This is a genomic window from Massilia sp. FBCC-B171 (assembly GCF_059134155.1).
Window position 1 is genome coordinate 2703723 of record NZ_CP101443.1, and the last position, 26138, is coordinate 2729860.

General features: G+C 66.1%; 23 protein-coding genes. 13 read left to right on the forward strand and 10 right to left on the reverse strand.

Annotation, left to right across the window (positions count from 1 at the left end; all coding sequences use genetic code 11):
* The first annotated feature begins 97 nt into the window (after positions 1-97).
* The gene (locus tag NMB41_RS12285) at positions 98-1183 is read left to right on the forward strand and encodes an endonuclease/exonuclease/phosphatase family protein (RefSeq protein WP_494382722.1); all 1086 of its coding nucleotides are present in this window, start codon (positions 98-100) and stop codon (positions 1181-1183) included.
* 15 nt (positions 1184-1198) lie between these two features.
* Here the strand turns inward: NMB41_RS12285 and NMB41_RS12290 are convergent, their stop codons facing one another.
* From NMB41_RS12290 to NMB41_RS12300, 3 genes are all read right to left on the reverse strand, one after another.
* Entirely contained in the window at positions 1199-1393 is a 195-nt protein-coding gene (locus NMB41_RS12290) for a hypothetical protein (RefSeq protein ID WP_494382723.1), read from the reverse strand.
* 4 nt (positions 1394-1397) lie between these two features.
* A complete protein-coding gene (locus tag NMB41_RS12295) occupies positions 1398-2213 on the reverse strand; it encodes a DUF481 domain-containing protein (RefSeq protein WP_494382724.1) in 816 nt (271 codons plus the stop codon).
* Positions 2214-2321: 108 nt separating this feature from the next.
* Positions 2322-3614: an NCS2 family permease gene (locus tag NMB41_RS12300; protein ID WP_494382725.1), complete on the reverse strand. Its 1293-nt coding sequence runs from the start codon at positions 3612-3614 to the stop codon at positions 2322-2324.
* A 212-nt stretch (positions 3615-3826) separates the two neighbouring features.
* On the opposite strand from NMB41_RS12300, the gene NMB41_RS12305 reads away from it, so the two are divergent.
* From NMB41_RS12305 to NMB41_RS12330, 6 genes are all read left to right on the forward strand, one after another.
* Positions 3827-6085, forward strand: a complete 2259-nt coding sequence (locus NMB41_RS12305) for a hybrid sensor histidine kinase/response regulator (RefSeq protein ID WP_494382726.1) — start codon at positions 3827-3829, stop codon at positions 6083-6085.
* A 40-nt stretch (positions 6086-6125) separates the two neighbouring features.
* Positions 6126-7361, forward strand: coding sequence for a hypothetical protein (locus NMB41_RS12310; protein ID WP_494382727.1), 1236 nt, complete (start codon positions 6126-6128; stop codon positions 7359-7361).
* 481 nt (positions 7362-7842) lie between these two features.
* Positions 7843-9027 carry a glycosyltransferase gene (locus NMB41_RS12315; protein ID WP_494382728.1) on the forward strand — a complete coding sequence of 395 codons (1185 nt, stop codon included), beginning with the start codon at positions 7843-7845 and terminating at the stop codon, positions 9025-9027.
* A gap of 226 nt (positions 9028-9253) precedes the next feature.
* A complete protein-coding gene (locus NMB41_RS12320) occupies positions 9254-13258 on the forward strand; it encodes a PAS domain S-box protein (RefSeq protein WP_494382729.1) in 4005 nt (1334 codons plus the stop codon).
* Positions 13255-13680 (forward strand): NUDIX hydrolase, encoded by a 426-nt coding sequence (locus tag NMB41_RS12325; RefSeq protein WP_494382730.1) that lies wholly within the window; start codon positions 13255-13257, stop codon positions 13678-13680. The genes NMB41_RS12320 and NMB41_RS12325 overlap by 4 nt, the downstream gene beginning before the upstream one ends.
* A gap of 259 nt (positions 13681-13939) precedes the next feature.
* Positions 13940-14776 carry a phytanoyl-CoA dioxygenase family protein gene (locus tag NMB41_RS12330; protein ID WP_494382731.1) on the forward strand — a complete coding sequence of 279 codons (837 nt, stop codon included), beginning with the start codon at positions 13940-13942 and terminating at the stop codon, positions 14774-14776.
* 64 nt (positions 14777-14840) lie between these two features.
* Here NMB41_RS12330 and NMB41_RS12335 read toward each other — a convergent pair whose 3' ends face one another.
* The 4 genes from NMB41_RS12335 to NMB41_RS12350 all read right to left on the reverse strand — a co-directional run bounded on the left by NMB41_RS12335 (position 14841) and on the right by NMB41_RS12350 (position 16093).
* Positions 14841-15092, reverse strand: a complete 252-nt coding sequence (locus NMB41_RS12335; protein WP_494382732.1) for a hypothetical protein — start codon at positions 15090-15092, stop codon at positions 14841-14843.
* A 79-nt stretch (positions 15093-15171) separates the two neighbouring features.
* Entirely contained in the window at positions 15172-15441 is a 270-nt protein-coding gene (locus NMB41_RS12340; protein ID WP_494382733.1) for a DUF5985 family protein, read from the reverse strand.
* A gap of 1 nt (position 15442) precedes the next feature.
* Positions 15443-15700 carry a DUF5985 family protein gene (locus NMB41_RS12345; protein WP_494382734.1) on the reverse strand — a complete coding sequence of 86 codons (258 nt, stop codon included), beginning with the start codon at positions 15698-15700 and terminating at the stop codon, positions 15443-15445.
* A 3-nt stretch (positions 15701-15703) separates the two neighbouring features.
* On the reverse strand, positions 15704-16093 hold the full coding sequence (locus NMB41_RS12350) for a hypothetical protein (protein ID WP_494382735.1): 390 nt from the start codon (positions 16091-16093) through the stop codon (positions 15704-15706).
* Between the two features lie 183 nt (positions 16094-16276).
* On the opposite strand from NMB41_RS12350, the gene NMB41_RS12355 reads away from it, so the two are divergent.
* From NMB41_RS12355 to NMB41_RS12365, 3 genes are all read left to right on the forward strand, one after another.
* Entirely contained in the window at positions 16277-17065 is a 789-nt protein-coding gene (locus NMB41_RS12355; protein ID WP_494382736.1) for a DNA/RNA non-specific endonuclease, read from the forward strand.
* A gap of 31 nt (positions 17066-17096) precedes the next feature.
* The gene (locus NMB41_RS12360; RefSeq protein ID WP_494382737.1) at positions 17097-17357 is read left to right on the forward strand and encodes a hypothetical protein; all 261 of its coding nucleotides are present in this window, start codon (positions 17097-17099) and stop codon (positions 17355-17357) included.
* Between the two features lie 427 nt (positions 17358-17784).
* Positions 17785-19119, forward strand: a complete 1335-nt coding sequence (locus tag NMB41_RS12365) for a hypothetical protein (RefSeq protein WP_494382738.1) — start codon at positions 17785-17787, stop codon at positions 19117-19119.
* Positions 19120-19182: 63 nt separating this feature from the next.
* Here the strand turns inward: NMB41_RS12365 and NMB41_RS12370 are convergent, their stop codons facing one another.
* The 3 genes from NMB41_RS12370 to NMB41_RS12380 all read right to left on the reverse strand — a co-directional run bounded on the left by NMB41_RS12370 (position 19183) and on the right by NMB41_RS12380 (position 24250).
* Positions 19183-22035 (reverse strand): M16 family metallopeptidase, encoded by a 2853-nt coding sequence (locus NMB41_RS12370; RefSeq protein WP_494382739.1) that lies wholly within the window; start codon positions 22033-22035, stop codon positions 19183-19185.
* A gap of 102 nt (positions 22036-22137) precedes the next feature.
* A complete protein-coding gene (locus tag NMB41_RS12375) occupies positions 22138-23052 on the reverse strand; it encodes a sensor domain-containing diguanylate cyclase (RefSeq protein WP_494382834.1) in 915 nt (304 codons plus the stop codon).
* A gap of 262 nt (positions 23053-23314) precedes the next feature.
* A complete protein-coding gene (locus NMB41_RS12380) occupies positions 23315-24250 on the reverse strand; it encodes a sensor histidine kinase (RefSeq protein WP_494382740.1) in 936 nt (311 codons plus the stop codon).
* A gap of 187 nt (positions 24251-24437) precedes the next feature.
* On the opposite strand from NMB41_RS12380, the gene queE reads away from it, so the two are divergent.
* From queE to tadA, 3 genes are all read left to right on the forward strand, one after another.
* Positions 24438-25073 carry a 7-carboxy-7-deazaguanine synthase gene (queE, locus tag NMB41_RS12385; RefSeq protein ID WP_494382741.1) on the forward strand — a complete coding sequence of 212 codons (636 nt, stop codon included), beginning with the start codon at positions 24438-24440 and terminating at the stop codon, positions 25071-25073.
* 25 nt (positions 25074-25098) lie between these two features.
* A complete protein-coding gene (gene queD / locus NMB41_RS12390) occupies positions 25099-25545 on the forward strand; it encodes a 6-carboxytetrahydropterin synthase QueD (RefSeq protein ID WP_494382742.1) in 447 nt (148 codons plus the stop codon).
* Positions 25546-25615: 70 nt separating this feature from the next.
* Positions 25616-26089: a tRNA adenosine(34) deaminase TadA gene (gene tadA / locus NMB41_RS12395; RefSeq protein WP_494382835.1), complete on the forward strand. Its 474-nt coding sequence runs from the start codon at positions 25616-25618 to the stop codon at positions 26087-26089.
* The last annotated feature ends 49 nt before the right edge of the window (positions 26090-26138 follow it).

Here is a 26138-nt window from a genome sequence, read left to right on the forward strand (position 1 = left end):
GCACGCTAACGCACAGTCCGATTTCAATTTAAAAGGCATACTGCTCGCATTGTGTATTTGCCATTAATTAACGAACAGCTTTCAGGACTCCTTCACCATGTCTTTTGTCGTCATCGCTGGTCTCGTCGTGCTGATCGTGATTGTCACGCTGCTGCCGCTGTCGCGGCATACCGAATGGTGGGTGCGCGACTGTGATTTCCCCCGGCTGCAAATCGCCTTCCTGGCGCTCGGGGTGCTGGTGGCAGAAGCCTTCCTGCTCGACATGGGCGAGCGCGAGTCGCCCATCCTGATGATCGTGACCGCCGCCTGCCTGGTTTATCAGGCCTGGTGGATCATCCCGTACACGCGGCCATTCCCGAACGAGGTCAAACTGGCCCATGCGGGCGCGCCGGGCGACCGGGTCCGCATCCTCACAGCCAATGTCCTCACGCCCAACCGCAATGCCGACGGCCTGATCGCGCTGATCCGCGAGCACAAGCCGCACGTCTTCGTCACGCTGGAGACCGACAAGTGGTGGCAGGAGCGGCTTGACGTGCTCGAACCGGACTACCCGCATTCGCTGAAGTGCCCGCTCGACAACCTGTACGGCATGCACGTGTATTCAAGCCTGCCGCTGGAAGACACGGCGATCCAGTTCCTGGTCGAAGACGACATCCCCTCGATGCACGCGCTGGTGGTGCTGCCATCAAGCCGCAAGGTACGCATCCACTTCCTCCATCCGGCCCCGCCCAGCCCGACCGAACACGCGGAGTCGACCGAGCGCGATGCCGAATTGCTGGTGGTGGCGAAAAGCGTGGCCGGACTGGACACGCCGGTGATCGTCGCGGGCGACCTGAACGACGTGGCGTGGTCGACCACGACCCGGCTGTTTCGCAAGATTAGCGGCCTGCTCGACCCGCGCGTCGGGCGCGGCATGTACAACAGCTTCCATGCCGACCACTGGTTCCTGCGCTGGCCGCTCGACCATCTGTTCCACAGCCGCCACTTCACGCTCGGCTTCATCCGCCGCCTGCCGCATTTCGGCTCGGACCACTTCCCGGTGCTGGTGGAATTGCTCTACGACGCAGCGCGCGGCGCCGAACAGGAGGGCTTGCAGGCCGACGCCGAGGACCATGCGCTGGCCGAGGAAAAGATCGCGGCCGAGCCGGTCACGGTGGACGACGTCCACGAACCGCGGCCATGAAGGGAAGCCGAGGCTTCAGGACTCGCGCTTGAATTCCGGCGCCGGCGCTGGATGGCGGCGCTCGTCGGGACGGGTCAGCACGCGCCTGGCCACCTCGAAAGGCACGCCCATGCCGGCCATCGTGTGCGCCGGCGTGCCGCCGGTGGCGGCGGGGGTTTGAATCGCCGCATCGATCAGCAGCGCGGTCTTGTAGTCGGTTCGTCGGTCCATATGCTTAGAAAGAATACACCAGAGTCAGCGAGGTCTGGGTGTCGGTGTTCTTCTTGTCGACCGGCACATTAGTGTCGTTGCGGGCCGAGAAGGCCGCCTTCATCTGCATCGTGTCGTTGATCTTGGTGGACAGGGCCGATTCCGCGATCGAGTGCACGTTCGAGGTGCCGCGCTCGACGCTGACCGTCTGCACGAAGGCCGCCGAGGGGCTCACCTGCCAGCGGAAACGGGCCGCGCCGCGCACCGTCAGGCCGTTTTCCAGCTCGCCCGTCTCGCGCTCGCCCTTGAAATAACCCGGGCCGATTTCCACGTCGAGCGCCTTGTCGACGCTGTTGTAGAGCTGCGAGCCATGGCCGACCGCGAACGTGGAATAGCGCGTGTAGGCGCCGAAACGGTCGTTCACGTGCGAGCCGAGCACGAAGGCGCGGCTGCCTTCCTCCATCAGCTTGTAGGCGGCCTTGGCCGAGAGCGCCCAGCGCTGGGCCGAGCGCGCGCGGTAGCGTTCGCCGTCGTCGTCGGTGATCTCGTCTTCCTTGAAGAAGCCGCTGACGATGTATTCGTTGCTCCAGTCGGCCGTCTCGTGGCGGGCGTCGATCTTGCCGCTGATCGAGGTGCCGGTGGTGTTGCCGGAGGTGTTGATCGCGCCCAGCTCGGCCGAGGTGAACCAGCTGCCGTTCGGGATGGTCTCGGGACGCGCGACCGTCAGGGCGTTGTGGATGCTGCCGATTTGCGGCAAGTCGTCGGCGGCGCCGTCGAATGCGAAGGTACTGCCGTGCGCCAGGCCGAGAAGGGCCAGCGCGGATAACAGGAATGGTTTCATAAGCGTGGTCGGGCCTGTGCGGCAAGGGGGGCTCGGCCCAGATTGTATCCTAGAAGCAGCGAAAATGTGTCGTGTGGCGGAACACGAGGTCCCCGCAGGCGCGCCGTCCTAGGTCCCGATATAGACAATCTTGAAAATGAACAGCCCCGCGATAACCCACACCACCGGCTTGACTTCGCGCGCCCGGCCCGTGGTCAGTTTCAGCGCCGCATAGGTGATGAAGCCGAAGGCGATGCCTTCGGCGATCGAATACGTGAACGGAATCACCAGCGCGGTGATCGCCGCCGGGATGCTTTCGGTGGTGTCGCCCCATTCGATGTCGCCCAGGTCGCGCAGCATCAGGCAGGCCACGAACAGGAGCGCCGGCGCGGTGGCATAGGCCGGCACCACGCCCGCCAGCGGCGCAATGAACAGGCAAGCCAGGAACAGCAGGGCCACGGCCACGGCGGTGAGGCCCGTACGGCCGCCCGCCTGCACGCCGGCCGCGCTCTCGATATAGGCGGTGGTGCTCGAGGTGCCGAGCACGGAACCGGCGACGATCGCGCCGCTGTCGGCCAGCAGGGCCTTGTTCAGGCGCTCCATCTTGCCTTCGACCAGCAGGCCCGCGCGGCTGGCCACGCCCATCAGGGTGCCGGTGGCGTCGAACAGTTCGACCAGGAAGAACACCAGCACGACGTTGATGATGCCGACCGACAGCGCGCCCGGGATGTCGAGCTTGAACAGGGTCGGGTCGATCGACGGCGGCGCCGAGAACACGCCCTTGAAGGTATTGCCGCCAAAGAAAAAGCTCAGCACCGTGACCGCGATGATGCCGATCAGGATGGCGCCGCGCACCTTCAGGCGGTCGAGCGTGACGATCAGCAGGAAACCGACGATCGCCATGATCGCTTCCGGCTTGTGCAGGTCGCCCGCCTTGACCAGGGTCGGCTCGCTGCCGACGACGATGCCGGCGTTTTTCAGTGCGATCAGGGCCAGGAACATGCCCAGGCCCACCGTGATGGCCACCCGCAGCGAGTGCGGGATGCCGTTCACGATCATGCCGCGCAGGCCGAACACCGACACCAGGATGAACAGGCAGCCGGAGATGAACACGGCCCCCAATGCAGCCTGCCAGGCCACGCCCATGCCGAGCACCACCGCGTAGGCGAAATAGGCGTTCAGGCCCATGCCCGGCGCCATGCCGATCGGATAGTTCGCATACAGGCCCATGACGGCGCTGCCGAGCGCCGCCACCAGGCAGGTGGCGACGAACACCGCTTCCCTGGGCATGCCGGCGTCGCCGAGGATTGAGGGGTTGACGAAGATGATGTAGGCCATCGTCAGGAAGGTGGTCAGGCCGGCGAGCAGCTCGGTGCGAACGTCGGTGCCGCTTTCCTTGAGTTTGAAATAGGTGTCGAGCATCGTGGATGGAGTGTTTCGATAGGTGCGCCAGGCGCGGTTGGGATGGGCGAAGCATAACACTGCCGGGCCCGCCACGCGGCCGCGACCAGAGCCGGTAACCCGTGCCGGGTATCTGGGCCATGCCAAGTACTCATCGCTTGCTTTACCTTGCGAGATTGGTATCATTAATTTGCTGGCTGTCATGTCGATGGCCGTCTACCTGTGAGCCCGCGATGCAGATCCGTGCCTACCTGTACTTGATGGCTGCGGCAATCCTGGTCCCGGTGATTCTCTTCGCCGGCTTTGCGCTGCGCCTGATCGAAGGCAGCGAGCGCGAGCTGGCGCGCGCCGCCGTAGCGCGCTCGGCCGAGCGGGTCGCCCTGCTGGTCGACGCCCAGCACACCCATACCCTGGCTGCCCTCGAAGTACTGGCCGCGTCGCCGGCGCTGGTACGCGGCGACTTCGACAGCTTCCTCGTCCAGGCCAAGGCCGCTGCCGACGAGCACGACGTCTGGTGCGTGCTCATGGACGAGCAGGGCCGCCTGCTCGTCAACACTCTCGGCCCGGTCGGCGCCACACTGCCCGAAGACACCATAGCGACCTATTTCCCCACCTTGTTCGCGCAGAATCGCCCGCTTTTCACCAACGTCATGCCGGGTCCCGCCAGCGGGCGCCTGGTTACTGTCGTCGCCGTACCCGTGGTGGCCGGAGCGCGCCGCTTTGTGCTGGTGGTGAGCTTCGGCACCGACCATTTCCGGCGCCTGCTTGCCAATGCCGGCGTGCCGCGCGACTGGCAGGTCGACATCGTCGACCGCAAGGGCAAGCTGGTCGCGTCCAGCCTCGGCTCGGCCGAAATGGTCGGCCAGCAGGCGTCGCCCGGCCTGGTCGCGGCCGGCGCGCGCGGCCGCGAAGGCATGTTCGACGCCGCACTGCGCAGTGGCGGGTCCGGCACCGTGGCCTTCAGCCGCACGCCGCACGCCGGCTGGCTGATCGGGGTCGGCGCGCCGGCCAGCGCGGTGGCTGCGGCGCCCGGCGGCGCCCGCCGCGCCGCGGCACTGGCCCTGGTCGCGGCGCTTGTCGGCGCGGCCGCGGTGGCGGCCTGGTTCACGCGCGGCCACGCACGCTCGATCAAGAATGCGCTCGAGGCGGCAAGCAGTCTGGGGCGCGGCGAACTGCCGCCCCAGCGCCGTTCGCGCATCGTCGAAATCGACCGCCTGCTGGGGGCGCTGCGCAAGGCGGGCAGCGAACTGCGCCGGGCCCAGGCCACGCGCGAGTCGGCCGGCTCCGAGCGCCAGTCCCAGCTCGAGCGGGCCCAGCAGGCACGCGAGATGGCCGAGGAAGAAAACCGCGCCAAGGACCAGTTCCTGGCCATGCTGGGACACGAATTGCGCAACCCGCTGGCGCCGATCGGCACCGCCGCCCAGCTCCTGAAGCTGCCCGATCTCGACGGCCACCGCGCGCGCTACGCCGGCGACGTGATCGGGCGCCAGGTCGAGCACATGAACCGGCTGCTGTCGGACATGCTCGACGTCTCGCGCGTGACACGCGGGCTGGTCACCCTGAACCTGGAAGACGTCGACCTGCGCGACATCGTCGAGCGCGCCGTCGAGCAGACCCGCCCGCTGATGGAAGAGCGCCAGCACCGGCTCGAACTGCGGGTGCCGAACACGCCGGTTGCAGTGCGCGGCGACCAGACCCGGCTGACCCAGGTGGTGGCCAACCTCCTGACCAACTCGGCCAAGTACACGCCGCCGCATGGCTCGATCCAGCTGTCGCTGGCCAGCGCGGGCGATGAAGCGAGCCTGGCCATTGCCGACGACGGCGAAGGCATCACCGCCGAACTGCTGCCGCGCGTGTTCGACCTGTTTTCGCAGGGCGAGCGCAAATCCGACCGCGCCCAGGGCGGCCTGGGCCTGGGCCTGGCCCTGGTGCGCAGCCTGGTGCAGCTGCATGGCGGCAGCGTCGAAGCGAGCAGTCCCGGGCGCGGCGGCGGCAGCATTTTCACGGTGCGCCTGCCGCTCAGGCATGAACTGGCGGCTTTGACCGCGCCCCTGCCGGCGCCGCGCCGGGTGCGCGAACCGGTGCGCCCCGCGCCGAATGCCGCGCTGCGCGTGATGCTGGTGGACGACAACATCGACGCCGCGGTCAGCCTCTCGCTGCTGCTGGAAGCGGCGGGCGACCACCTGGTGTCGACCTATTACGATGCCGCCAGCGCGCTCGAGTGGGCGGCCTTCGAGCGGCCCGATGTTTTCATCCTCGACATCGGCCTGCCCGACATGAACGGCTACGAACTCGCGCGGCGCCTGCGCGCGATGCCGCAGTTCGCCGCCACGCTCCTGATCGCGCTGACCGGCTATGGCCAGCTGGCCGACAAGGTGAGGGCGCGCGAAGCGGGCTTCGACCTGCACATCGCCAAGCCTGCCGAACCCGAGGAGATCCTGGCCGCGCTGGCCCTGGCCAACCTGACGCCCGAAGCCGAACGCACCGAGTAAGCGTCGGACGCGCTGGGTGCGCGCGCCGCGATGCGCTACCATGGCGCTTTCATCCTTCATCACGCCTACCATGCCGAAAAACAAGAAGCCCGTGCCCCGCAAGACGGCCACCGCTGCCGAACCCGATACCGACGCGCTGGCCCAGGCCCTGGCCGATCTCGCGCTCGACGTGGCCGAGGGCGAGGACAGCGATCCGGAGCTTGCCGCGGCGCGCGAGGAAGAGCTGCTCGTCGCCATCCGCAAGGCGCTGCGTAAAAAACGCGACGAGGTGCTGTACGGCGCCATCGAACTGGCGCGCTTCACCGACCCCGAAGCCTGCCGCCTGCTGCGCGCCCACATCGGCGAACAATCGGCCACCCTGCGTTTGCGCCGCGAGAACGAACCCGAGTTCGAGATCGACGCCTTCCTGATTCCGCTCTTCGTGCGCAGCACGGGCGGCCTCGTGGCCGAGGAAACCTTCCTGGACGACGCCGCCTACGAGGAACTGGCGGCCAGCTTCGTCACGTCCGAACTCGACAGCCCGAAGGCGAGCGTGGCCCTGGTGCGCCACGCCTACGACCTGGCCGAGGCCGACCACATCGGTTTTTCGGTCTTGCAGGACTTGCTGCGCGAAGCCGCCGCCACGATGACGAGCAAGAAGCCGGTGGCGGCGCCCTTGCTCGAGGCGAGCATCCGCGGCTGGACCGGCGAGCGTTTCGCGCCCGACGAGACGGCGATGGAGCTGCGTTTCCTGTTCGGCTTTTCGCTCAAGCGCGTCGACGACCCGTTCTACGCGGTGCCGAAGCACGAGATCGACGCCGACGTCTTCTTTGCCGACCGCATGCGCCGCTACCGCGCCTGGACCGAACGGGTGGCGCCGCTGGTGCGGCGCTGCCTGGCGCGCGACCCGGACCGCGTCCAGGTCGACTTCCTCTACCAGGACCTGTTCCACGGCGCCAAGGAGCAGGGCGTCTCGGAACTGGCCATGCTCGGCACCCTGTCCGAAATTAACGGCCTGCTGGCGGCCAAGGAGCTGGCGGCCGACCGCGTGCGCGCCGTCGTCGCCCCGCAGGATGCCGGCGAACACATTGAGCTGCGGGTGAACCTGTACGCGCTCGACGGCGGCCCGCCCTGGGGCGGCGTGCTCAAGGCCGTCGACCTGGCGGCCGACCTCGGCGCCGAGGTCGACGAACTGTGCGATGCGCTCGGCTCGATCGGCATCGACGACGTGTCCACCGCCGACAGCTTCGACGACGAGGGCCATCCCGAGGGCGCCCAGCCCTATCCTCCCGGCTGAGATTCCCGCAGTGCAGCAAGGGGTTTCTCCGGCCCCTGCGGCATCCTGGACGGACTTGCCGGACGCCCGGCCAGCGCTGCGCGCTACGGCAGAGTATGCCTACAGCCTCCGTCGCTTTCCTGCCTGACCCGTATTGACCCGCTACCCGCTTGAACAGCGCGTTTGCGGGGCTGCGCACGGCTGCGCGGGCTGCGCGTATGGATGAGTTTTCGTAGTGGATTTCCTTGTATGGGAGTAGGAGTAAACCTACAAAGATGCCCGCAGGACACCGGACGCTCCTATGAGGAAAAGCTCTGCATTTCCAACAGGCCCTTTCTGCAGGCTAATGTTGCAATGCATAAATCAAAATAATAGTAAATTTGCATGTTACGATGCTCCCTCTCCGGCATCAATGGCAGGGCGTGAAGCCTCTCCGCCGCCGCCTTGAACCGCACCGTATCCAAGATCAACTATAGCGCCACAAAGGCGAAAGGAAATCAACATGCCGACCCTGATCGTGTTTTGCCACCTCCGCTGGGACTTCGTCTTCCAACGCCCCCAGCACCTCATGACGCGTCTGGCGGAACACTACAACATCCTGTTCGTCGAAGAACCGATGCACACCGAAGGGCAGGCCCGCCTCGAAAAAATGCCCGTGGCAGCGAACATCACCGTGTACCGTCCGCACACCCCGATCCAGCAGTGGGGCTTCCACGACGACCAGCTGCCTACCCTGCAAGGCCTGCTTGCCGACCTCGTGCCTGAAGGCGAGCGTCCAGTGGTCTGGTTCTACACCCCGATGGCGCTGCCGCTGCTGCAGGGACTGAACCCATCTCTGGTCATTTACGACTGCATGGACGAGCTGGCCGCTTTCAAGAATCCGCCGAAGCAGCTGCTGCAGCGCGAATCGGCCCTGCTCAACATCGCCGACCTGGTCTTCACCGGCGGCCCGAGCCTGTACGAAGCGAAGAAAGACCGCCACGCGAACGCCCACTGCTTCTCGAGCAGCGTGGACGCGAAGCACTTCCGCCAGGCCCTCGACGAAGCCATCTCGCATCCGGAGCAGGCCAATATCGCCGGTCCACGCCTGGGCTTCTACGGCGTCATCGACGAGCGTTTCGACACCGACCTGGTGCGCCAGATGGCCGCCGCCCACCCGGAGTGGCAGATCGTGCTGGTAGGCCCGGTCGTCAAGATCGACCCGGCCGAACTGCCGCGCGCTGAAAACGTCCACTATATGGGCCAGCGCAACTATGACGACCTGCCGAAGTTCCTGGCCGGCTGGGACGTCTGCCTGCTGCCGTTCGCCATGAACGATTCGACCAAGTTCATCAGCCCGACCAAGGTGCTGGAATACATGGCTGCCGAAAAGCTGTCGGTCAGCACCCCGATCACCGACGTCAAGGTGCCTTACGGCGACGTGGTCGCCATCGCGTCGACTGCCGACGAATTCATCGCCGCCTGCGAGCGCATGCTTGCCGCCAGCGAAGAAGAGAAGACCAGGCTGGTCGAGCGCATGCGCGACATCGTGGCCAATACCTCGTGGGACAAGACCGCCGGCCGCATGCATGAGCTGATCAGCACCACGGCCCCGGGCGAAGCACGCTCGGCCGCCGCTGCCGTGCTCGAAGGCGGGACCACGGCACGGGTCAACCCGCTGCCGGTAGCGCAGAAGTCGGCTGCCTGATTTTTTCAGGACGCCAGATCACCCGCCCGGCCGCGATGGCCCGGCGGGTTTTTTTTTTGCCCTTCGGTTGCGCGGCTGCAGCGCGCTGGCCGGGAGCGCGCACAATTGACAATTGGAAGCGTCAGGCATACATTGCTTTCTTTACAATTAATCACACAATCACGCGCCTGGCGCGAAACAAGACCCCCTATCGATGAGTGCTGCCGTCCAACCTCGCATCCTTCTCGTGGACGATCAGCCTGCCAACCTTGCGGTGCTCGAGGCGCTGCTGGGCGGACTGGACGCCGTGCTGGTGCGTGCCGATTCGGGCGAAGCGGCGCTGCGTGCGCTGCTGGCGGACACCCAGCCGGAGGCTAACTTTGCGCTGGTCCTGCTGGACGTCCAGATGCCCACCCTGGACGGCTTCCAGACCGCCGAGCTGATGCGCCAGCACCCGCGCTCGCAATCGGTCCCGATCATCTTCATCAGCGCCGGCGACCCCGACGATTTCCCGTTCGAGCGCGCCTATGCGCTGGGCCACGCCGACTACCTGGCCAAGCCGGTTAACCCGCATGTGCTGCGCGCACGGGTCGAGCAGTGCCTGGCCGCCTACCGCAAGGACGCCGAACTGGCGCGCCTGCGGGCGCAGCAGCCGCCGGCCGCGTCCCCCGCAGGCGGCCACGCCAGCCGCCTGCGCCTGATTCTCGACAACCTGCACGACTACGCCTTCATCGGCACCGATACCGAGCGCCGCATCACCGAGTGGGAAGCGGGCGCGCAAAGCGTGGCCGGCTGGAGCGCCGAGGAAGCCTGCGGTCAGTTGGCCGACATCATCTTCACGCCGGAAGACCGCGCTGCCGGAAGGCCGGAACAAGAGGCCGCCCGGGCACGCGCCACGGGCCGTTCGGAAGACAAGCGCTGGCATATGCGCAAGGGCGGCGGGCGCTTTTTCGCCGACGGCATCATGATTGCCCTGCGCGAGAATGACGAACTGCGCGGCTATGCCAAGATCATGCGCGACGCCACCGCCGAACACATGGCCGCCGAGCAGCTGGCCGACAGCGAGCGCGCGCTGCAGGCCAGCACCGAGCGCTTCGCGCGCCTGCTCGAATCCTCGGGCGAGGGCATCGTCGGGCTCGACGCCGAGGGCCGCTGCACCTTCATGAACGCGGCCGCTGCGGCCTGCCTGGGCTATGCGCCCGATGAACTGGCCGGCGCCACGCTCGCCATGCTGCTGCCGCCCTCCGGCGCGGACGAGGGCGCCGGCGAGCAAGCGCTGTTCGAGGCGGTGCGCAGCAGCGCCACCCTGCGCCTGGACGCCGCGCACCTGCGGCGCAAGGACGGCAGCAGCTTGCCGGTGGCCTGCTCGGTGCACCCGATGGCGTCGAGCGACGGCCCCGGCGGGGCGGTGCTCACCTTTACCGACATCAGCGCGCGCCAGCAAGCGAGCCTCGAGCGCGAGCGCCTGGTCGCCCAGCTGCGCACGGCCAACGAGCGCATGCGCGACATCTTCTACCAGGCGCCCGCCTTCATGGCGGTGCTGCGCCGGCCCGAGCTGGTGTTCGAGATGGTCAACGAACGCTTCGCCGACCTGGTCGGGCGCCGCACGCTGCTGGGCAAACCGGTGGCGCAAGCCCTGCCCGAACTCGAAGGGCAGGGCCTGTTCGAGCTGCTGGCCGGCGTTTTCCAGAGCGGCGAAGCGCGGGAAGGGCGCAACGTGCGCCTGCAGCTGCATACCGAAAACGGCGACCTCGACACCTATTACGTCGACTTCCTGTACATGGCGCTGCGCGAACCGGACGGCCGCGTGTCGGGGGTGCTGATCCACGGGATCGACGTCACCGAGCGTACCCTCGCCAGTTTGCTGGCCGCCGGCCAGCGCGGCGCGCTCGAACTGGCGGTGTCGGACGCGCCGCTGGGGGACGTGCTCGACCTGCTGGCGCGCACGGCCGAGGATTATGCCGGCGGCGCGGTGCTGGCCGGGATCCAGCTGGCCGGCCCCGGCAATGCGCTCGCGCATGCGGCCGCGCCCAACCTGCCCGAAGACTTGCGCGAGGTGCTCGACCGGATCGGCACCTCCCCGCTGGGTGGGGCCGGCGGCACCGCGGCCTGGCGCGCCGAACCGGTCGACTGTCCCGACATCGCGAGCGACCCGCTGTGGGAACGCTGCCGCGGCGAAGCACTCGATGCTGGCCTGGCCGCCGGCAGTGCGCTGCCGATCCTGGCGCCCTCGGGCGCGGTGCTCGGCGCCTTCAGCTGGTATTACCGAACCGGCGTGGTGCGCGCGCAGCGCGATGTACAGGCCCTGGCCCTGCTGGCCAACACGGCCTCGCTCGTCATCGGCCAGCGCGCCGAAGCGGCCGCGCGCCAGGCGGCCGAGGAGCGGTCGCACGCGATTTTGGAGAGCATGAACGACGGCTTCCTGGCCCTCGACAGCGCTTGGCGCATCAGTTACGCCAACGCGGCGGCCGAGCGCATCACGGGACTGGAACGCGCGCAGCTGTTCGGCGACGTGTTCTGGGACCTGTTCCCCGGCTGGCAGGGAAGTGCGCAGGAAAAGGCCTGCCGGCGCTGCGCCCTCGAGCGCACGGCGGAGCGCACCTCGGCCCACATTGCCGCCTGGGGCGGCTGGTACGAGATCAACTGCTCCCCGACGCCCGATGGCGGCATCGCCCTCTACCTGCGCGACGAAAGCGAGCGGCGCCTGGCCGAGGAGGGGGTGCGGCGCCTGGCCGCCGTGGCCGAGCAGTCCTCGGACTTCATCGGCATCTTCGCGCCCGAGGGCACGGGTCTCTACCTCAATCCCGCCGGCCGGGCGATGGCGGGCCTGGGCCTGGAGGCCGACATCCGCGGCGCGCGCCTGCTGGACTTCTTCTCCGACGACTGCCGCGCTTTCGTGCGCACCGACGTGCTGCCGGCACTGACCGGCGAAGACCAGAAATGGGAAGGCGAACTGAAGTTCTCCGGACGCGGCGCGGGCGACACGGTGCCGGTCTATTTCAAGGGCTTCGCCGTGCACGGCGCCGACGGCGCCCACCTGGGCCTGGCGACGATCACGCGCGACATCACCGAGCAAAAGCGCGCGGAAGACGAACTGCGCCGCATCGCGGCCGACCTGTCCGAGGCCGATCACCGCAAGAGCGAATTCCTGGCCACCCTCGCGCACGAGCTCAGGAATCCGCTGGCGCCGATCCGCACCGGCCTCGACCTGCTGCGCATGGCCCCGGGCAATGCGCAGACCGCCGGCCGCGTGCACGAAATGATGGACCGCCAGCTCGGCCAGCTGATCCACCTGGTCGACGACCTGCTCGACATCGCCCGCATCACGCGCGGGCGCATCGAACTGAAAAAAGAAGCGATCGACCTGCGCACGGCGGTGACGATGGCGGTCGAGTCGAGCACGGCTCTGATCCAGGCCGGCAAGCACCAGCTGGAAGTGGCCTTGCCGGACGAGCCGCTGCCGCTCGAGGCCGACCTGACGCGCCTGGTGCAGGTGCTGTCGAATTTGCTGAACAACGCCGCCAAATACACGCCCGGGGGAGGGCGCATCGCGCTCTCGGCCTGGCGCGAAGAGGCGCAGGCGGTGGTGGCGGTCACCGACAGCGGCATCGGCATCGCGCCGGACGCCATCGGTTCGGTGTTCGAGATGTTCACCCAGGTGCGCAGCAGCCTGGACCGGGCCCAGGGCGGGCTCGGGATCGGTCTGTCGCTGGTGCGGCGCCTGGTCGAATTGCACGGCGGGCGGGTGCACGCCTTCAGCGCCGGGCGCGGGCGCGGCAGCACCTTCACCGTGCGCCTGCCCTTGAAGCGCGGCGCCGGCGAACTCAAAACCTTCAGCGCGGCGCCCGCCTTTCACGCTGGCGCGCGCCGGCTGCGCGTGCTGGTGGTGGACGACAACCTGGACGCCGCCGAAAGCCTGGGCGCGCTCCTCGGCGCCCTCGGCCACGACACGCGCATGGCGCACGACGGCCCCTCGGGCCTGGCCGTGGCACGCGCCTTCGGGCCCGACCTGGCCTTCCTCGACATCGGCCTGCCCGGCATGAACGGCCACGAACTGGCGCGCGCGCTGCGCTCGAGCAGCGAGCTGCGCGATACCGTGCTGGTGGCGCTGACCGGCTGGGGCGCGGCGAGCGACATGACGCTCTCGCACGAGGCGGGCTTCGACCAGCACCTGACCAAGCCGGTCAGCCGCGAAGCCCTGGAACAGGCGCTCGCCACGGCCGCGGAAGTCCTTGCGCAGGGGCGTTCATGACGAAACACACCGTCTCCTGCGGTACGCTGGTGCTCGATTCTGGAGGCAGGCTGCTGCTCTGCCATGTGACGCATACCGCCGCCTGGGACATCCCGAAAGGCATGCGCGACCCCGGCGAAACCTCGCTCGAGGCGGCAATGCGCGAGCTGCGCGAGGAAGCCGGCGCCGCTTTCGATGCCGCACGCTTCGTCGACCTGGGCGAATTCGCTTACCGGCGCGACAAGCGGCTGCACCTGTTCCGGGTCGCGGCCGGCGACGAGCTGGGCGACCTCTCGCAGCTGGCCTGCAGCAGCTATTTCCCGCATGCGAAGACCGGCAAGCCGACCCCGGAGACGGATGGCTTTCGCTGGGCGCGGCGCGAGGAAATCAGCCAGCTGTGCTGGCCGCGGATGGGGGCGCTCCTGCTCACTCTCGACTGGTGACGCCGCGGTGCTGCCTCCCGTAGGGTGGGCACTCCGTGCCCACGCGGAATGAGGCACCGACGAAACGCCCTTTGTACCGCTGCGTCTGAATCGACGCTGCGGATCCGGATGCGTCCACGCAGCGCATGCGTTCGCGTGGGTACGGAGTGCCCACCCTACGCTATGCATCATGAATAGGCGTTCAGATCGGAGCCCGCCGTGCGCGCTGCGCCGGTGTTTCGCAGTACCATGAACCCGCCAAGAAACAAGGAGGATCGCCATGAGCACCCAACCCACCGCCGTTGATTCGTTCGACGTCGCCACCATCATGGGCGGCCTGTACGGCGACGGCATCATCGCCTGCAAGGGTGCGTTCGAGCGCGCCTGGGTCGAACGCCTGGGGCAGGATATCGCCATGCTGTTCGAGGAAGCGCAGCGCCAGCCGGGCGGGGCGCTGGCCCGCGGGCCGAACCGCTATTACGTCGAAGTGCACCCGGAGCGCATATCCGGCTTTGCCGACATCATCCAGCATCCCTGGGTGGTGGCGGTCTGCCGCGCCATCCTCGGGCCCGAATACCGGATCGTCGAGGCCGGCTTCGACGTGCCCGGCCCCGGCGCGCTGCACCAGCCCTGGCACCGCGATTTCCGCTCGCCAGAAGCGACCCTGATCGGCCGGCGCATCAATTCCCTGGCCTTCAACATCACCACCGTCGACGTGACCGAGGACATGGGGCCTTTCGAAATCGCCCCCGGTACCCAGTGGGACGACCTGAAGGACGGCGACCCGATGTTCCCGCCGAAGGAGCTCTGGCCGCGCTACGAGGCGCGCGCCCAGCGCAAGCTGCCGAAGATGGGCGACATCTCGGCACGCTCGGCGCTGACCATCCACCGCGGGACCGCCAACGAATCGAACCGTTCGCGCCCGGTCTTCGTGCTCGGCGTCGATGCGCCCGACGCGCGCAACGCCGAGAAGCACGACCTGCAGCTTAGCCGGGGCTATTACGAGAGCCTTCCGCCCGAACTGCGCCGCCACATCACCTGCCGCGTGGTCGACCAGCTCGCGCCGATCGTGCAGGCGCATACGATCGAAGGCTTGAAGATGGGTGTGAAGGTGTAAACGGAAGCGGGCGCCGCGTGCCGTCAAAACGGCCGGCGGCGCCCGCTGATGCAGGACGCGAAAATTAAGGCGTGCCCTTGTTCCCGTTCCCGGCCTCGGTCTGCACGGTGTCGGGCATCGATTCGGTGACGCTGCCGGGCAGCTGGCCGACGCGGCGCGTGTCGTCGGACTGGATGTCGAGGTTGACTTCCTCGGCCACTTCGAAGCGGCCGTCTTCGGCGCCTTCTTCCCCCGGCAGCAGGTTCTCGGAGCGCTTCGGATCATCGTCCGCAGCTTGCGGCGTTTGCGGCTGGTTGCGTGGATCGGTGCTTGCCATGTTGTTCTCCATATCAAAATGTTCACATGGCTGCATTATGTCCGAGGCGCCCTGTCGCGGGCGCACGCTATTTTTCAATTTACTTTTTATCGCGTTCGCGCGGCAGGTTCTTTTCCAGGATCGCCCACAGGATCAGGCCGTAGGCGAGCAGCCGGATCAGGTAATGCAGCGGCGAGTCCTCGGCGTTGGCGTCGTTGACGGCCGAGTACAGCCGGTGCAGGCCCTCGATGAAGAAGGAGGCCGCGAAGTAGAGGAAGAAGCGGTCGCCCGAATCGCGCCAGAAGCGCAGGAAGAACAGCGCGATGACGAGCGAGCCCATGCTGATGGCGCCGGTGAACAGGTCGTACATGTCACTCCTTTTCGTAGATCAGGCCGTACAGCAGCAGGGAGACCGCAACGAGTGCGCTGATCAGGCGCGCCGGCAGGAATTCGATGTCCGGGAACACGATCTTGTCGAGCAGCAGGAACAGGTTATTCAGGGTCATCACCGCAAAACATGAGCCGGCCCAGAACAGCAGGCGGTAGCGCGTGCGCCCGTAGCTGGCGAACAGCAACCATGTGCAGGCCAGCGAGGTCAGGATACAGAGGGTGTAGATCGTTTCCGCCACTGTCTAGTCCTTTCGCAGTTTGAAGGCGTTCGCAAATTGCTGGGCCTTGCGGTCGAGGGAAGAATGAATCAAATGGGTGACTTCGACCAGGTGCCGCGCGTACAGCTCGGCCAGTGCGTCGATGCGCTCGCGCAGCTGGGGCGACGAGGGCTGATATTGATAGCAGGCTTCCTGGGGTCCGGGGCAGGGCGCGACCATGCCGGCGCGGAACAGTTCCTCGAGCAGGGCCTGCGCGGTGCGTTCGCGTACGTAGAGGCGTTGCGCAAGCGAGTCGCCATGCCATTGCTGCGTCGGATTGGCGCGCAGCAGGAGCAAGGCTTCGAGGAAGGGGACCGACGGAATACTCGTGAGCACGAATCGCCGCAAATCCTCCGGGAATGGGACCTTTTCCATTGACGGGGCTGTTTCCGGTATGGAATGTTATCGAAAGAGCCGCAATTCTAGAGCATTCCTCGCGACAATGCACTCCCTGCCGTACCGTGCGCAAGTATTGACGCGCCGCACAGGGACAGTCTGCTCTGGCGCGAAATCTGTGTCGGCTACAATGCGCTTTTGTCACACACTTTCGACTCATCCATGTTCCATAAACTCTTTGTCGGGGCTGCTTTCCTCGCCTCGCTGCTCGCGCCCGCGTTCGCGCTGGCATCGACCTGTCCCGACCATTATGCCGATGGCCGCGCGCCCGAGATCCGCAATCCGAAGCTGGCGGTCGCCACGCGCGAGCTGTGCTACGGGGTGTTCGGCATCATGCATTCGGGCGTGACCCGCACGCCGCTCTGGTCGGCCGAGAACCTGCGCGCCGACAATGTGGCCTCGGCCCAGGGCCTGAAACGCGACAACGCCTTCCACGCCGAGCCGCGCCTGCCGCGCGAGCAGCGCGCCGAACTCGACGACTACGCGCGCAGCGGCTTCGACCGCGGCCACATGACCCCGAACGGCGACATGCCGGACCGCCGCACCCAGCGCGAAAGCTTCACGCTGGCGAACATGGTGCCGCAGGATGGCGACCATAACCGCCACATCTGGGCGCCGATCGAAGGGGCGGTGCGCAAGATGGCGAAAAAGGAAGGGCAGCTCTACGTCATCACCGGCCCGGCCTTCCTCGGCACCAACCTGCGCAAGGTCGGCAACGTGCTGGTGCCGACCCACCTGTACAAGGTTGTCTACAGCCCGCGCCAGAAGCTTGCTGCCGCCTGGTTCACCGAAAACCGCGCGCGGGCCGAGATCCAGGTCATTCCCGTGGCGGAGCTGGAGCGCATCGTCGGCATCGAATTTTTGCCCTCGCTCACGCGCCAGCAAAAGGAACGCATGCTGCACCTGCCGAAAATCCGCCAGAAGAAGCAAAAGACCGGCTTTTTTTCCTGACCATTCCCGAACCTGATCAACGGAGAGCTCCATGACTGCGAAAAAGAAGACCTTTGTGCCGTATGCGAACGAAGCCGACGTGCTCCAGGTCGACAACCTGATGATCGAAAACCGGCTGGACCGCATCACGATCTCGGGCGACGTCGACCTCACCCTGGACAAGTCGGGACTGGCGCATGCGCGGCGCCTGAAGGAAGTGCTCGACGCCGTGCTCGCCCGGCTCGAAGGCGAAGACCTGCCGGAGCGCCTGCCGCCGCCGGACGTGAAGAACGTCGCCAATCCGTTCAACTAGTTATCAGCCGCTTCCCCAAGGCCTCGTTCGAGGCCTTTTTTTCGGTCCGTCGCGCGCCATCCTCGTTTGCCGCACCGGTTTGACCCTCATTGCATGATCTGTCCGAACCGCTCGGGATCTGGCCTTCGATGCGCTCTGTCTGTGCGGTGCTTCGCCTTTATCTACGCGCTTTCTGCCCAATGTCGCTGGTTATTACCTCAACATTTACGGCAGTCAATGGTGCGCGGTGTCCCGTCCGTTTGGAGTACGCTGGTTGTGTCTTGTGCAAGCAACCACACAATGAGTAAGTGCTTCACATCACCCGGGTCCGTCGCGAGGAACGCCACCAGGACGCACGCGTTTTAAAGGCCGAACAAGTCCGTGTCGAACGATTCGACGCATCCGGGACCCGCCACTGAAGTAATCGATACTATCTGGAGGATTCATCATGCATCATACTTTGATCGCCGTCTTCGACAACCACGCAGACGCTACCAGCGCCCAGAACGAACTGTTGTCCTCGGGCTTCTCCAGCAGCGACGTGCGCCTGCAGCACGGCGACGAAACGGCGCCCGGCGGCTCGATGGCCAGCTCCACCACGACCACCACCACGACCACCGACAACGAGCCAGGCATCGGCGAGAGCATCAAGAACTTCTTCAGCGACCTTTTCGGAAGCGATTCCGATAACTACAGCAGCAAGTACTCGACCGCCGCCTCGCTCGGCAACCATATTCTGACGGTGAACACCGACAGCGAAGCGGAAGTAGAACGCGCCGCCGACATCGTCGAGCGCTTCGGCCCGATCGACATCGACGAGCAGTCGGAGAAATGGGGCATGACCGAAGGCTCGGGCGCCATGATGGGCAGCCGCGGCAGCATGAGCGGCGGCCAGTCGATGTCGCTGCAGTCCGATCCCGACCGCCTGCCGCTGAACCAGCAGTCGCTGAACGACCCGGTCCCGATGGGCACCACCTATCAGGAGCCAATGGGTTCGCGCGACGAACTCTCGACCGGCAGCTACGGCGCCGGCACCGGCAGCAGCCTGCAGCAGAACCAGGGCGGCACTTCGCTCTCGGGCTCCTCGCTCGAAGGCTCGGCCGCGTCAAGCTCGAACCTGCAGGGCTCCTCGCTCACCGGTTCGCAGCAGCGCGACACGAGCACCCTGGGCAATACGGTGGGACAGGAGCAGCGCAGTGGAAGCATGCGTGATGTCCAGCGCACCGGCGTGCGCGTGTTTTCCCGCAGTCCGGCCCAATCGAGCCTGAGCGGCGACGACGATTATTACCGTAACCACTTCACCAGCACCTATGGCACGACCGGCGACAGCTACGACGATTACGCGCCGGCCTACAGCTATGGTTCGGAAATGGCGCGCGACCAGAAGTACAGCGGCCGCAAGTGGGACGACGTCGAAAACGACCTGAGCTCCGACTGGGCGACCCGCGCCGGCAACAAGGCCGGTTCGACCTGGGAAAAGATGAAGGCGGCAGTCAAGCACGGCTGGGATCGCATGACCTCGGACGACGACGACAGCTACTACCGTAACCACTACAACGCAACCTACAGCAGCACCGCGGGCGCGAACGATTACGACAAGTACCAGCCGGCCTACCGCTATGGTTCGGAAATGAGCCAGAGCCAGATGTACCGCAACCGTCCATGGGACGAAGTCGAGCCTAACCTGCGCAGCGACTGGGAAACCCGTCACCGCGACACCGGTTCGACCTGGGAAAACATGAAGGACGCCGTGCGTCACGGCTGGAACAAGATGACCAAGTAAGGCCATCTCGCAGTTGACGTGAAAGAGGGCGCCCGCGGGCGCCCTCTGTTCGTTCTGCCGCTTTTACTCGGCGAAGGCCTGGGCCGCCGGCGTGATCTTCACGTTCTCCGGCTTGATGCCAAGCTTCATGTTGCCGATGACTTTGTCCTCGTCGAGCACGGCCTGCGGCTTGGCCGCATCATAGGTGATCGGCGAGAAGGCATCGGTCACCAGCGCGTTCTTCAGGCCGGCCGCGTCTTTCGTAATGAAGACGACCGAGAGGTTGCGCGCCGACAGGTGTTTTTTGATCGCCGCGTTCACCTCGGCCACGCTCAGCTTCGCCAGGCCCTCGCGCATCATCTGCGTGAATTCCGGCGTCTTGTGCCACTGCGAGTCGAGCGCATAGCCGAGGCGCTGGTCCTGGGTCGCGGTCATCACGAACACGTTCTTCATCAGGTAATCGCGCGTGGTCTCGAAGTCTTCTTTCGTTAAACCATTCTCGACCAGTTTGCCCAGTTCGCTCAGCGCCAGGCGCAGCGCGAAATGACCGTTCTGCGGCGCCACCGGGCGGATCCAGATTTCGAACAGCTGCGCCTTGCGGCCCAGGTTCGGGTTCGGGAAAAACTGGAACATCCCGCGCGGGAAGGCTTCGATATAGGCGTAGTCGCCGTAGTTCATGCCGCGCAGCTCACGGATCTGCTGGTACAGGTGCGAGCTCGAGGCGCGGTGCTCGCCGAGCCAGGTCTTGGCCAGCCACAGCGCCGGGAAGTCCGGATGCGAACGCGTCACTTCGAGCGGCAAGCCAAACGAGATGGCCGTGGCGCGCGTGTTCTTCTCGATGATTTCCACTTCCAGGCCAGTCGCCTGGCGGCCCCGCGGCACGCTGGTGGCCGGCAGGCCGGCGCCAACGGGCAGGCGCGCCAGCTGCGTCTTCAAGGCTGCGATCATGCCGTCGCTGACATCGCCCGAGATGCCGACCCGCACCGCACCCTGGGCATAGGCCTGGCGGTAGAAGGCTTTCACGTCGTCCAGGCTGATCGACTCGATGCCCTTCAGGGTGCCGAGCACCGGGTGGCCATACGGCGTGCCGGTGAAGACATTGGCCTGCAGGCGCTCCTTGCCGAACTCCTCTTCGTTATTGTCCTTCAGGTCGAGCACGAGGGCGTTCTTCTGCGCGTCCTTCAGGCGGCGGAAGTCTTCTTCCCGAAAGCCTGGTTCGAGCAGCATCGGCAGCGCGATGCCGAGGTATTCATCCCAATTGTCCTTGTGGATCGAACCGCTGAAGGTGGTCATCTCCTTGTCGACCTGCTCGGTGAAACTGCCGGCCAGCGGGAACAGGGCCTTGGTCACTTCATCGATCTTGCGCGCCGAGGAACCAGCCGAGGCGACCATCGAGGCGGTCAAGGCCGCCAGGCCTTCCTTGCCCTTCGGGTCGTGCGCCGAGCCGGCCGCGAACAGCAGCTTGAAGCGCACCTGCGGCAGCGCCGACTTCTGCACCAGCACCTCGAAGTTCGCAACGCCCGTTTTTGGCGTCATGCTTGCCAGCTTGGGCAGCGCTTCGACCCCGGCGGGGAGGGCGTCGTGCGCGAGGGTGGTGACGACCATGCTGTCGTCGACCAGGTATTTGCGCGCGGCGGCCTGCAGGTCGGCCGGCGTGAGGCTGTCGACCAGGCGGTAGTAGCGGTTCAGGGTGCCGTAGGAGCGGTTGAAGTGCACGTAGGATGCCAGGGTAGCGGCGATCTGCTCGGTGTTGTCCAGGGTGCGCACCAGGCCGTATTTCTGGGCCGATTTCGCGTCCTGCAGCTCTTTGGCAGTGACCTGGGTGTCGCGCAGGCGCGCCACCGTTTGCAGGATGGCGTCGCGCACATACAGCGCGTCCGCCGGCTTCTTGACGCGCGCGCCGATCGTGGCCAGGGTCGGGTCGACCCGGTTCGGCGTGAAATCGAACAGCTGGTCGACCTTCTGTTCGTCCTGCACCAGGCGCTTGTACAGGGGCGAAGTGCGGCCGAACGAGAGTGAGAGCAGCATCGACAGTGCAGCGCCGTCTTTTTGCGTTTCCGAGAAAGCCGGGGCGCGGAAGGCCACCGTCACCAGCGGCAGGGTCGAGGTCGGCCAGGGCACGTGGCGGTACTGGGCGCCGGCGGGCGCCGGTTCGCTCGGGACCGGCGCCTTGTACGTTCCCTTCTTCCAGCCGGCCCAGTATTTTTCGACCATGGCGATGGCTTTTTTCGGGTCGACGTCGCCGGCGACGATGATGGTCGTCTTCTCGGGGCGGTACCAGCGGTCGAAGAAGACCTTTGAGTATTCGTACTGGTTGGGCATGTCCTCGATGTCTTTCAGGAAGCCCATCGTGGTGTGTTTATAGGTGTGGGTGGTAAAAGCCGCGTCGCGCTGGACCTCGAACAGCTTTTGCATCGGGTTCGCGCTGTTCTTGTTGTATTCGCCGAGCACCGCGCGCGACTCGGTCTTGAAGGCTTCGACCGGATAATCGAGATGCTGGAAGCGGTCGGCCTCGACCTTCAGGACCGTTTCCAGGTCTTCCTTGGCAAAGGTCGTGTAGTAGTTGGTCAGGTCGTCGCTGGTGTAGGCGTTCTGGCGCGCGCCGGCGCGGGTGATGACTTCCTGGTATTTCTCGGGTGGGTAGGCTTTGGTCCCGCGGAACATCATGTGTTCGAAAAAGTGTGCAAAACCCGACTTGCCCGGCTCGACTTCATTGCGCGAGCCGGTCTGCACCGGAATCGTCACCGACACCAGGTTCGGCAGGCCGGTCGGCACGACGATGATTTTCAGGCCATTGGCCAGGGTTTTCTCGGTCGCCTTGAAGGGCAGCACGTCGGCGCCGGCCTTGGCGGGCGCGGCCGGTGCGGCGAAAGCGGGGCAGGACGCAAGCAGCAGCGGCGCGGATAAGGCAAGCGCCGTCGGGATGAATTTGGACACACTGTCTCCTTGGGAATTAAGCTAGCGCGAAGCATAGGATATTCCCCAAGGAATGAACAGCAAGATCAAATATGCATATCGGGCACGGGGTGCCAGCCGAGTTCAGCCCTTGGCCAGCGGCAGGCTGATCCGGTTGCGGCCGAGGTGCTTGGCGCGGTAGAGGGCGGCGTCGGCGGTGGCCACCAGTTCGCTGGCCTGGGTTTCCGGCCCGGCGATCGCGGTGGCGGCGCCGATCGATACCGTCACCTTGCGCAGCGGCGCCAGGCCGTTCGGCAGTGCGAGCTGCTCGACCCGGCGGCGGATGCGCTCGGCCACGATGGCCGCACCCTTGAGCGACTGGTTCGGCAAGATCACGGCAAATTCCTCGCCGCCGTAGCGCGCCACCAGGTCGTTCGCTCGCATTTCGCTGGCCACGGCCGTTGCGATGCGTTTCAGGCATTCGTCGCCGCCGAGGTGGCCGTTCGCATCGTTATAGGCCTTGAAATTGTCGACGTCGACCATCAGCAGCGAGAGTGGCTGGCGCAGATGCAGCGCGCGCTCCCATTCGGCCGCCAGGGTGTCGTCGAAACAGCGGCGGTTGGCCAGGCCCGTCAGGCCATCGCGGGTAGCGAGCTTTTCCAGCGCGAGCCGGGCCATTTTCTCGTCGGTCAGGTCGCGCAGGGTCTCGACCACGGCGGTCAAGCGCCCGTTCTCGTCGAAAATCGGGCTGGCGTCGGCCGCCAGGTAGCGCCGCTTGCCCACGCGCGGCATGTCGCACCAGGTCTCCACCGACAGCGGCGAGGCAGTGCCGGCGTTCTTGCCGTGGCGCGGGTAGATATGGCAAATTTCCTCGAGCCGGTTCTGGATCACCAGGTCGGCCAGGGTCGGGCGCGGTTCGTCGTAAAAACTGCGCCAGTGATGGTCGGTGCCGACGACTTCGCTGGCCGGCACGCCGGTCAGGCGTTCGCAGGCGCGGTTCCAGATCAGGACCTGGGCCTGGCTGTCGAGCACGAAGGCGGGAATGGCCAGCATTTCCATCAGCTGGTAGGCGAAGGCGAGGTCGGCGGCCGGTGCGATGCTGCTGCAGAGGCTCACGGGCAGGGTGCCTCCCGGGGAATTACCTGACACGCCCGCGATGGTGTCGTTCGTTGGGTTCGGCGGGCGTTGCATCGCTGTGCTGGTCATCAGTCGGCCTTTTCGACATTCCGTGGAGCAATCTATTGATTGCTGACAAGAACCGATTTTGCAACCGCAGCACGGCTGACCTATTGATTTGAAGCAATATGCACCGGATTGACTTTCAGGCCGCTGCCATTCCGCGGGAGCAAGGCAGCATCAGGGCCAGCGCCATGCCGCCGTCGGACTTTGCCGTCATGCGCAGCGCGCCGCCGCAGGCTTCGACGCGTTCGCGCATGCCGGCCAGGCCGCAGGCGCAGGGGGTCTGGCTGCGGCGGCTGCCGCGGCCGTTGTCGTCGATACGCAACGTCAACGCCGCGCCGCTCCTCTGCAAGCCAACACGCACCTCGGTGGCGCTGGCGTGGTGGGCCAGGTCGGCCAGGGCTTCCTGCAGCACGCGGTAGAGCAGGGCGTCGCCTTCGAAGGCGGCCAGTTCCGGCTCGCCCAGCGGGCCCGGGCCGATGTCGAGCTGGTGCGCAATGCCGTTCAGGCGGGTGAATTCTTCCAGCTGGCGCTCGATGGCGCTGCGCAAACCTTCGCCCAGGGCCAGCGGCCGCAGTTCGCTGACGACGGCGCGCAGCGACTGCAGCACCGCGTCGAGCGTGACGATCATCGCGCCGCTCTGCTGATGCACCGCCGGATGGATGCCGTTGCTCGCCACCTGTAGCAGGGACAGGTCGGCCCGCAGCGTCAGCAGGGTCTGGCCGAGCTCGTCGTGGATGTCGCGCGCGATGCGGGCACGCTCCCCGTCGCGCACGCTTTCCTGCTGGCGCACCACTTTCGACAGCACCGTCTGGGTATCGGCCAGGATCTCCTCGACACTGCGGCGCGCATCCTGTTCGCGCGCCAGGCGGGTGGCCAGGTCGCGCGTGCGGTCGTCGGCATCGATCGCGCGGCGCAGCAGCAGGCAGATGGCGCCGCCGGCGCCCAGCAGCCAGAGGAGGGTCGTGATCGTCGACAGGCTCGGTGTACCGGCCGGCACCGTGGCGCCCACCGCGCAGGCAAGCACGACCGTGATGACAGGGAGATAGCCGGCTGTCCTGGCAAGCATGGTCTTCATGACGCTCCTTCCGACGGGTTATCAGATATTTCCTCAAAACAAAGTTACCGCCTCTTGCGGGGAAATGTCTTGTCGAGAGTCAATACCCATGCCGTATGGCAAGTGCAACACGGTTGCCGCAAGCCGGCCGGGACTCGGCAAGCCGGGGTGGGCGCGGGTATAATGGACGGTTGACGAGAGGTTTACTGTGACTTACAGCATCAAAGAAATTTTCTACACCTTGCAGGGCGAGGGCGCCCATGCCGGACGGCCGGCGGTATTTTGCCGCTTCTCCGGCTGCAACCTGTGGACCGGGCGCGAGCAGGATCGCGCGAGCGCCGTGTGCACCTTCTGCGATACCGATTTCGTCGGCACCGATGGTGAGCGCGGCGGCAAGTTCCGCGACGCGGCAAGCCTGGCTGCCGAGATTAACAGCCTGTGGCCGGCCACCCATGCGCCCAGCAAGTATGTGGTCTTCACCGGGGGCGAGCCGCTGCTGCAGCTCGACGAAGCCTTGACCGCGGCCATGCACGCCCAGGGTTTCACGATCGCGATCGAAACCAACGGCACGCTTCCCGTGCCGCCGGGCGTCGACTGGATCTGCGTCAGCCCGAAGATCGGCTCGACGCTGGTCGTCGAAAAGGGCAACGAGATCAAGGTCGTGATTCCGCAGGCGAACCAGGACTTGGCGGCCTACGAGCAGCTCGACTTCGAGAATTTCTTCGTGCAGCCGATGGATGGCCTGTTCGCCGCGCAGAACACGCGCCTGGCCATCGAGACCTGTCGCGCCAACCCGAAGTGGAAGCTCAGCCTCCAGACCCATAAACTGCTACAGATTCCCTGACTTTTACAAAGCTGACGCTGACCCGATGTTAACTATTACCCGCAAGCTCGAATTCGATGCCGGACACCGGATTCCCGACCACAAAAGCCAGTGCCGCAACCTGCACGGGCACCGCTACACGCTGGAAATCACCCTCGTCGGTGAAGTGATCCAGGCCGAAGGCAATTCGGACAACGGCATGATCATGGACTTTTCCGACATCAAGGCGCTCGCCAAGGAGCACCTGGTCGACGTTTGGGACCACGCCTTCATCGTCTACGAAAAGGACGACAAGGTGCGCGAATTCCTGGCCAGCCTGCCCGGCCACAAGACGGTCGTGATCGACCGCATCCCGACCGTGGAAAATCTCGCGCAAGTGGCCTTCGGCATCCTGAAGGCGGCCTATACCGACCGCTACGGCACCGGCCTGCACCTGCACAAGCTGGTGCTGCACGAGACGCCGAACTGCTGGGCCGAGATTACCGATGCCTGACAGCTTGAACGCGCCTGGCCTGATCCTGGGCGACGGCGTCGCGCTGGACGCGGCCATGCTCGACGCGCGCATGCTCGACGCCCATTTCATGCGCCTGGCGCTGGTGCAGGCAGGGCAGGCGCGTGCCGAGGGCGAGGTGCCGGTCGGCGCCGTCGTCGTGAAGGATGGCGAGGTGGTCGCGGTCGGCTACAACCAGCCGATCGGGCGCCATGACCCGACCGCGCATGCCGAGGTGAACGCACTGCGCGCGGCCGCCGAAAAACTCGGCAACTACCGCTTGCCGGGGTGCGAACTCTACGTGACGCTGGAACCCTGCGCGATGTGCTCCGGGGCGATGATGCATGCGCGCCTGGCGCGCGTCGTGTACGCGGCAAGCGACCCCAAGACGGGCGTGTGCGGCTCGGTGCTCGACCTGTTCGGGCAGGCTGCGCTGAACCACCACACCGCGGTCACGGGCGGCGTGCTGGCCGACGAAGCGAGCGCGATGCTCAAGAGCTTCTTTGCCGAACGGCGCGCGGCTTCGCGTCGAAGCGTCGCGTCTTAATTACCCTTTCGCTCCCAATCTGCACGCAACGCCGCAGCGCCGTCGCGCG

What these genes read in the sequence shown, in the direction of transcription:
- NMB41_RS12340 (WP_494382733.1), bottom strand. Translation starts at nt 15,441, where the DNA reads ATGTACGACCTGTTCACCGGCGCCATCAGCATGGGCTCGCTCGTCATC.
- NMB41_RS12325 (WP_494382730.1), top strand. Translation starts at nt 13,255, where the DNA reads ATGACGAAACACACCGTCTCCTGCGGTACGCTGGTGCTCGATTCTGGA.
- NMB41_RS12300 (WP_494382725.1), bottom strand. Translation starts at nt 3,614, where the DNA reads ATGCTCGACACCTATTTCAAACTCAAGGAAAGCGGCACCGACGTTCGC.
- NMB41_RS12315 (WP_494382728.1), top strand. Translation starts at nt 7,843, where the DNA reads ATGCCGACCCTGATCGTGTTTTGCCACCTCCGCTGGGACTTCGTCTTC.
- NMB41_RS12375 (WP_494382834.1), bottom strand. Translation starts at nt 23,052, where the DNA reads ATGGAAATGCTGGCCATTCCCGCCTTCGTGCTCGACAGCCAGGCCCAG.
- NMB41_RS12330 (WP_494382731.1), top strand. Translation starts at nt 13,940, where the DNA reads ATGAGCACCCAACCCACCGCCGTTGATTCGTTCGACGTCGCCACCATC.
- NMB41_RS12310 (WP_494382727.1), top strand. Translation starts at nt 6,126, where the DNA reads ATGGCGCTTTCATCCTTCATCACGCCTACCATGCCGAAAAACAAGAAG.
- queD (WP_494382742.1), top strand. Translation starts at nt 25,099, where the DNA reads ATGTTAACTATTACCCGCAAGCTCGAATTCGATGCCGGACACCGGATT.
- NMB41_RS12285 (WP_494382722.1), top strand. Translation starts at nt 98, where the DNA reads ATGTCTTTTGTCGTCATCGCTGGTCTCGTCGTGCTGATCGTGATTGTC.
- NMB41_RS12295 (WP_494382724.1), bottom strand. Translation starts at nt 2,213, where the DNA reads ATGAAACCATTCCTGTTATCCGCGCTGGCCCTTCTCGGCCTGGCGCAC.
- NMB41_RS12350 (WP_494382735.1), bottom strand. Translation starts at nt 16,093, where the DNA reads ATGGAAAAGGTCCCATTCCCGGAGGATTTGCGGCGATTCGTGCTCACG.
- NMB41_RS12355 (WP_494382736.1), top strand. Translation starts at nt 16,277, where the DNA reads ATGTTCCATAAACTCTTTGTCGGGGCTGCTTTCCTCGCCTCGCTGCTC.
- NMB41_RS12380 (WP_494382740.1), bottom strand. Translation starts at nt 24,250, where the DNA reads ATGAAGACCATGCTTGCCAGGACAGCCGGCTATCTCCCTGTCATCACG.
- NMB41_RS12290 (WP_494382723.1), bottom strand. Translation starts at nt 1,393, where the DNA reads ATGGACCGACGAACCGACTACAAGACCGCGCTGCTGATCGATGCGGCG.
- NMB41_RS12335 (WP_494382732.1), bottom strand. Translation starts at nt 15,092, where the DNA reads ATGGCAAGCACCGATCCACGCAACCAGCCGCAAACGCCGCAAGCTGCG.
- tadA (WP_494382835.1), top strand. Translation starts at nt 25,616, where the DNA reads ATGCTCGACGCCCATTTCATGCGCCTGGCGCTGGTGCAGGCAGGGCAG.
- NMB41_RS12305 (WP_494382726.1), top strand. Translation starts at nt 3,827, where the DNA reads ATGCAGATCCGTGCCTACCTGTACTTGATGGCTGCGGCAATCCTGGTC.
- NMB41_RS12365 (WP_494382738.1), top strand. Translation starts at nt 17,785, where the DNA reads ATGCATCATACTTTGATCGCCGTCTTCGACAACCACGCAGACGCTACC.
- NMB41_RS12360 (WP_494382737.1), top strand. Translation starts at nt 17,097, where the DNA reads ATGACTGCGAAAAAGAAGACCTTTGTGCCGTATGCGAACGAAGCCGAC.